The 6,258-nt window shown below is 36.4% G+C and carries 6 protein-coding genes and 1 pseudogene; 4 read left to right on the forward strand and 3 right to left on the reverse strand.

Annotation, left to right across the window (positions count from 1 at the left end; all coding sequences use genetic code 11):
- Positions 1-171: 171 nt before the first annotated feature.
- Positions 172-846, reverse strand: a pseudogene (locus tag GO685_RS02870) (JAB domain-containing protein).
- Positions 847-1,014: 168 nt separating this feature from the next.
- Between GO685_RS02870 and secG the strand changes: the two are divergent.
- From secG to GO685_RS02885, 3 genes are read left to right on the forward strand one after another with little or no spacing between them, the layout of a single operon-like run.
- Positions 1,015-1,335, forward strand: a complete 321-nt coding sequence (gene secG, locus GO685_RS02875; RefSeq protein ID WP_175937498.1) for a preprotein translocase subunit SecG — start codon at positions 1,015-1,017, stop codon at positions 1,333-1,335.
- Positions 1,335-2,996 (forward strand): CTP synthase, encoded by a 1,662-nt coding sequence (locus GO685_RS02880; RefSeq protein WP_175937499.1) that lies wholly within the window; start codon positions 1,335-1,337, stop codon positions 2,994-2,996. Before secG ends, GO685_RS02880 begins: the two co-directional genes overlap by 1 nt.
- Positions 2,981-3,397, forward strand: a complete 417-nt coding sequence (locus GO685_RS02885) for a nucleoside deaminase (RefSeq protein ID WP_175937502.1) — start codon at positions 2,981-2,983, stop codon at positions 3,395-3,397. Before GO685_RS02880 ends, GO685_RS02885 begins: the two co-directional genes overlap by 16 nt.
- Before the next feature lie 104 nt (positions 3,398-3,501).
- On the opposite strand, the gene GO685_RS02890 is transcribed toward GO685_RS02885, so the two are convergent.
- On the reverse strand, positions 3,502-4,773 hold the full coding sequence (locus tag GO685_RS02890) for an MFS transporter (protein WP_175937503.1): 1,272 nt from the start codon (positions 4,771-4,773) through the stop codon (positions 3,502-3,504).
- 285 nt (positions 4,774-5,058) lie between these two features.
- Here GO685_RS02890 and GO685_RS02895 point away from each other — a divergent pair, with 285 nt between their 5' ends.
- The gene (locus GO685_RS02895; protein ID WP_175937500.1) at positions 5,059-6,021 is read left to right on the forward strand and encodes a hypothetical protein; all 963 of its coding nucleotides are present in this window, start codon (positions 5,059-5,061) and stop codon (positions 6,019-6,021) included.
- On the opposite strand, the gene GO685_RS02900 is transcribed toward GO685_RS02895, so the two are convergent.
- A partial coding sequence (locus tag GO685_RS02900; RefSeq protein ID WP_175937501.1) for a transposase occupies positions 6,005-6,258 on the reverse strand: 254 nt, incomplete at its 5' end. The two genes, GO685_RS02895 and GO685_RS02900, sit on opposite strands and share 17 nt — an antisense overlap.

Here is a 6,258-nt window from a genome sequence, read left to right on the forward strand (position 1 = left end):
TAAGACGCTAACCGTGATACTTTTGTCGTTTAATCTGCACAGATTGAAGCTAAATGAATAGCTCCAATAATATAATAAGGGTAACGGCGAAATTTGTCAAGTAGTTTTTTTGACTCATTTCCCTTCTTTAAAAACATTGGGAAACCTAAGTTACTGTAGCTATAAAAGCTTTTACAACAGCCTGTTTTCCTTGAAACGAAAATAGCTATCGAATGTGATAATAATGTGGTCTATTAATTCTATTCCTACACTTTTGCAAGCCTCCGCTAGTTGCCTAGTGAGGGATATATCGCTACTTGAGGGCTATGTATCTCTGCTTGGATGATTATGAGATATTACAATAGACGTTGAACCAATTAAAAGAGCACGTTTTATGATTTCTCTAACATAAAGGGGAGTTTGATCTATTGTACCAACGTTTTCCAGGTCTTCCACCATTATACGATACTTTTTATTCATGTAAATAACGCGAAAATTTTCCTTATTGAGGCTTCCTATGCTTATTTTTAAGTAATCAAGCAGTTTTTTCCAACTATTGATTATAGGCAGGTCCTTTATTTCTTCTCTTGCAGAGCGAACAAAGGCTTGTTTTACACAAAAAATGGCAGATATAGCTGCATTGTTGACTCCATCAATGTTTCGCAGTGCTTCTAAATCAGCATTAAAAACCTTATTTAAACTACCAAAATTTTCTATTAAACTCTTTGCTACTGGCTTTACATCAATTCTACTGTATGCTGAGTACAAAATATGCTCTAAAACCTCATAGTCGAGCAGTGATTGTCCATTATCCAGAATAATTCTCTCTCTCAGGCGCCTTCTATGCCCTTTTTTGTAATCTTTCACCATCAATAAATTGCTTGCTGTGTACTTCCTAATAATAAGAAATTAAGATCTTAAGATAAAATATTTAATAAATCTCTGTTATTCCAGATAAAACCCTCGTTTACTTGAATAGATCTCTTGACTTATGCACTTCATACTCCTAAAATTTTTATTTTCAGCCCTATTACAATGTCAGTAACGATACTCAGTGCGCTCCAAATAATATTAGTTGTCGTTCTAGTAATTTTAGTACTTTTGCAGCCACCTGGGAGTAGCCCGCTGAGTGGCTTTAGCAATTCACAGCAGGGGCTCAATTCAATGATCCCGGTGAAATCTTCTGCAAACCCGCTTAGCAAAACAACGGCTATAGTTGCCGGATTATTTATTATAAACACATTGTTGTTATCAGGATTATGTTCAAAAGATGTGCATAAGAAGTCAATTGCAGAAAAGATTATACTAGAAAAAAAACAAGAAAATGAATCTACTTCTGTTCCTTTTGAAAATTGATGAAGGAAGCTAAATTTATCTTTGTAACAGGTGGGGTTGTTTCATCACTTGGCAAGGGTTTAGTTGCTTCAAGTGTAGGCGCACTTCTCCAAGCTCATGGCTTTGGGGTCCGTATCAGGAAACTTGATCCTTATCTGAATATCGATCCTGGAACAATGAACCCAATTCAACACGGAGAGGTATTCGTCACCGAAGATGGTGCCGAAACTGATTTGGACCTTGGGCATTATGAGCGCTTTACTGGAATTAAAGCAACCAAAGACGACAATGTGACAACTGGTAAAGTGTATCATGAGTTACTGAAGAAAGAAAGGCGTGGTGATTATCTGGGCAAAACTGTGCAAGTTATTCCTCATGTGACAGATTTAATCAAGTCGTTTATTTTTAATGGTACGGAAGGTTTAGATTTTGTAATATGTGAAATTGGCGGAACTGTAGGTGATATTGAAAGCCAACCTTTTTTGGAAGCCATACGTCAAATCAGCTATAAGCTTGGAAAACAAAGAGTTATCCTTATACACTTGACCTTGGTACCATACCTTACTGCAGCACAAGAATTAAAAACAAAACCAACACAGCATTCAGTCCGAGAGTTAAATTTTGCAGGATTGCGACCGGATGTTATACTGTGTCGTAGCGAGAAAGAAATTTCTGATAACCAAAGAAGAAAAATAGCCAATCTTTGTAATGTTTCTTTGCCTAATGTAATACCTGCTCCTGATGTGAGCCATATATATGAGCTACCGGTCTTATATAACCAATGTGGACTTGGCACACAAATTTTGGAACATTTTCACTTGAATAAGCCAAAACCAAGGTTAACTGAGTGGGATCAAATAGTGCACTTTATGAGGCACCCAACACAGGAAGTCACTGTGTCTATAGTAGGAAAATACACTGAATTCCCCGATGCGTATAAGTCACTAGTTGAAGCATTAAATCATGGTGCTATTAGCAATAAGGTCAAGATAAAAATAAATTGGTTTAACTCAAGGGAAAAGAGTGAAGAACCTATCAACAAAAAACTCATAGAAGAGAAATTACAGAATTCTCATGCAATCCTCGTTCCAGGTGGATTTGGCGATGATGGAGTAGAGGGTAAAATATCGGCAATAAGTTACGCTCGCACGCATAACATCCCATTTTTTGGAATATGCCTTGGTATGCAACTTACAGTTATTGAATTTGCTCGCAATGTCATTAAGCTTGAAGATGTACACTCCGAAGAATTTTGTACCTGTAAGCATCCAATCATTAAGCTAGCTGGCAATAAGAACATTGACCTTGGTGGAACTATGAGACTTGGGGTGTATAAATGTAATATAAGCCCAAGTTCCAAAATAGCGGATGCATATAGTGATATTACTATCTCGGAAAGGCATAGACACAGATACGTGATTAATTTAGATTATAAAGATGATTTAGAAAAAAATGGGTTGATATGCAGTGGTATATCAGAAGATGGAACGTGTATAGAGGCAGTGGAGCTGGAAAACCACCCATGGTTTATCGGCGTGCAATTTCACCCGGAGTTCCAATCAAAGCCGTTTTCTCCTCATCCTCTTTTTGTATCGTTTATTAAGGCAGCAGCTAACACAATTAAAAAAAAGAAGATTAGCAGAGAAAAGTGTTTAGATACCGATATATGGAGCTTGCAATAGAGCAAGCAAAACTTGCCCAAAAGAGTGACGAAGTTCCCATAGGTGCTGTAATAGTGAGTAGAAGCAATATTGTTTCTTCCGCGCACAACATATCCAACGATCCAACTGCACATGCGGAGATGTTAGTGATTAAACAAGCATGTAAATTGCTTTCAACGTCAGTACTGTGTGATGCTGACGTGTATGTAACATTAGAACCGTGCCCAATGTGTGCTCAAGCTATCTCCTTTGCAAGAATTAAACGATTATATTTTGGAGCCTATAATCCAAAAGGTGGAGGAATTGAAAATGGGGCTAAAATATTTCAATTTTGCAACCACGTACCTGAAGTTTATGGCGGGGTATTAGAAACAGAGTGCTCTTTTTTGCTAAAAGATTTTTTTGAGAAACTGAGAACCTAATTAGGCTTAGTCATTCCAGCGTATACTGGTTAAGTTGAGTGTCTTTTAATCTTGCAATCCTTTCGATTTCACTAACGGAAAGTGTATGGTTTATACCAGAATTTTTACCAATCAAAATTTTTATCTCGTGGTTTTATTTGCAATATTGCCACCAAACTGACCAATAAGCAGAAGATTATATAAAGCCCAGCGGCAAAGTTTATTTGAGGGAATGTTATAGTAAACCAAGTGCATATCATAGGAGTAAATCCGCCATGCAAAGCATAAGAGATGTTGCGTGATAAACTCACTCCACTAAATCTAACATTAGTGGAGAAGAGTTCAGATGCGACTATTCCTATAGGATTTATACCCCTTTCTACTATAGAGAGAACCATTACACTAAGCATAATTATAAGATAACTTTTATAGTGGTATGCAATAGATAACATGGGACAACACAGTACCATAGTAACTACTATGAATAGGATTGCAGTGCGCTCTTTTCCCACCTTATCAGCTAGCATTCCAAATGCTATTGAAGATATCGGCATTAATACACTGGTTATAATGAGCACAATTTCGTTGAGATATGTTGTTACATACGTCTCAACCGATACTATTTCTTTTGCAATTGTTCTGAGAAATATGGTGAATCCAACAGCAACATTAACGGGTACAGATATCAAAATAGCAAGTGTAAGAGCTCTCTTGTGGTGTTTTATAAGCTCTATTACCGGTAAGTTAGATAAACTTCTTTGTTTACGATTTTCTTCATATGCTGGAGTTTCTCCTAATGTGTATATACTATATGCGCTAATCAGTCCCAAAACAGCTGAAAAAGTAAATGGTATTCTCCAACCCCAAGCGTTAAAGTCAGTGATTTTTTTACAGATGACCACCATCGCCACAGAAAGCAAAACGCCAATGGAGCGACCAAAACTTATTACTCCAAAAAACATTCCTAGCTTTTTCTTATTAGATAAATGCTCTATGAGATAAACAGAACTGCCTCCTTGTTCAGCGCCGAGCGCAATTCCTTGTGTTACATGAATTGCAAGAAGCAACATAGTGGAAGCTACACCTACCCGGCTGTAACCTGGAATAAACGCAACAAGACTAGACGGAATCGATATTAGCAAGATGGCAATTGTTAACGCCACCCTCCTTCCATATCTGTCACCAATGTGACCAAATATAGATGCGCCAAGTGGCCTTACCATAGCACCCAGTCCTGCAATTTCAAACAATTGTAATATGTTGTAGTAAACATCCTTTGCAGAACAAAACTCTCTACTGATTATGTTGACCAGGTCAATAAAGAGCATATGGTCATACCATATTGCAACTCTGCAGAGTATTGTTGATATCAATACCCTTGTTTGCTGATTGTACACTAAATTCAATTCGTAAATGTTTGCCCATTTTAGCCAGTTTTTAGGATCTAGTAAAGCTGTAACCCAAAGTGTGGAGTTGACTCTCTTATTATGGTATGCACACTGCACGAACTAGCAGGTAATTCGCACAACTAAAGGGTATCATCCAGGATTTGATATAAGTTGATATTATGTCATGGTTGATACTATCTATAGTATAATTAAAGCTAGGAATTATACACAATACTTGCTTAATTAATAAATTAATGCTATAATTTATAAACTAATATAATGAGGTAATAAACTATGAAAGTTAACAGAGATGAGATTTTTTATAGATTGTTTGGTATCAAAGATGAGGATAGATCATTATTTAAAGGTATAGGAAACAACTTTATTGCTAATGGACAGAGTTCTCTAGTGAACGTCATTAATTCTGATGAAAAAACGTTAAGAGAATACAACAAAGCTTTTTTTGATCTAGAAAGTGATAAAAAAGTGGATGGCATGTGCTTACGTCTATGTGAGTATGTTGCCTGCTATAATCTACTGGCTGATAAAGATACTTTTTCTGAAAAACTTCTTGACTTTTTTACTTATAGAGGGAATTGCGCAGGATTTCAAGAATCGCAAATATCATTAATAAACGATTTGATTGATAAGGCAAAAACTTGTCGTGAATATGGTGAAAATGAAACATCACAAAACGTGGAAATTTTGTTTCAAAAGCTGAATGAAATTCAGAAAAAAATAGAAAATCTTGAAAAGATAGCTAACAGTCAAGAGAGTTCTCAAAATCTAAAGAAGAAAATTAATGAGCTCTCTAGCCAGCACAAAAAAATTCATGAAGGTATAAAAAGTACATCTAAAGCAAGGTATCAATATAGTCAAGAGACCACATCAACCCCAGAAAATTTCGTGCGATTCATGGACGAAAATTTAAAATTGTCGGCAAAAAACGAAAACGGCTATTCGTTTCTATGCTTCATGCCACGAAATATTTTATTCAAGGGACAGGCTGGTCATGCCTTATTAATAAAGAAAAATGAAGATGGCAGCTTTGCGTTCTATGATCCTAATCGCGGTGCAATTTTTGGCCTTACAAAAGGACAATTGTGTAGAGTAGTGACACAATTATTTTCTACTTATAAAACAAAGTCTAAGTTCTATAAGTACGAGTTAAGTGAGTACGAATCAAAAATAGAGGCATATTCTGCACGTGGTAGGCTTGCTAGTCTCTGTGAACAAAATTTTAGAGAAGCCATATGAGAGAACCAACGAAGTTTAAAAAACCCATAAAAACCTCAGCAGTCTTGTCAAATCGAGAAAAAACACGTCTAAAGTTCTTGATTTTTCCAAAGAAGCATTCAATCAAATGCCGCTCTTTATAAAGATGTTTGTCGTAGTCTCTCTGGACTTTTCGATTCCTCTTTGGCGGAATCACAGCTTTGCACTTTCTGTTCTCAAGGCTGGCTACAAAAGCATCGCTGTCATAGCCCTTATCAG

The sequence above is a fragment of the Wolbachia endosymbiont of Madathamugadia hiepei genome, assembly GCF_013366855.1.
In the GTDB taxonomy this organism is placed as follows: domain Bacteria; phylum Pseudomonadota; class Alphaproteobacteria; order Rickettsiales; family Anaplasmataceae; genus Wolbachia.

What these genes read in the sequence shown, in the direction of transcription:
- secG (WP_175937498.1), top strand. Translation starts at nt 1,015, where the DNA reads ATGTCAGTAACGATACTCAGTGCGCTCCAAATAATATTAGTTGTCGTT.
- GO685_RS02880 (WP_175937499.1), top strand. Translation starts at nt 1,335, where the DNA reads ATGAAGGAAGCTAAATTTATCTTTGTAACAGGTGGGGTTGTTTCATCA.
- GO685_RS02885 (WP_175937502.1), top strand. Translation starts at nt 2,981, where the DNA reads ATGGAGCTTGCAATAGAGCAAGCAAAACTTGCCCAAAAGAGTGACGAA.
- GO685_RS02895 (WP_175937500.1), top strand. Translation starts at nt 5,059, where the DNA reads ATGAAAGTTAACAGAGATGAGATTTTTTATAGATTGTTTGGTATCAAA.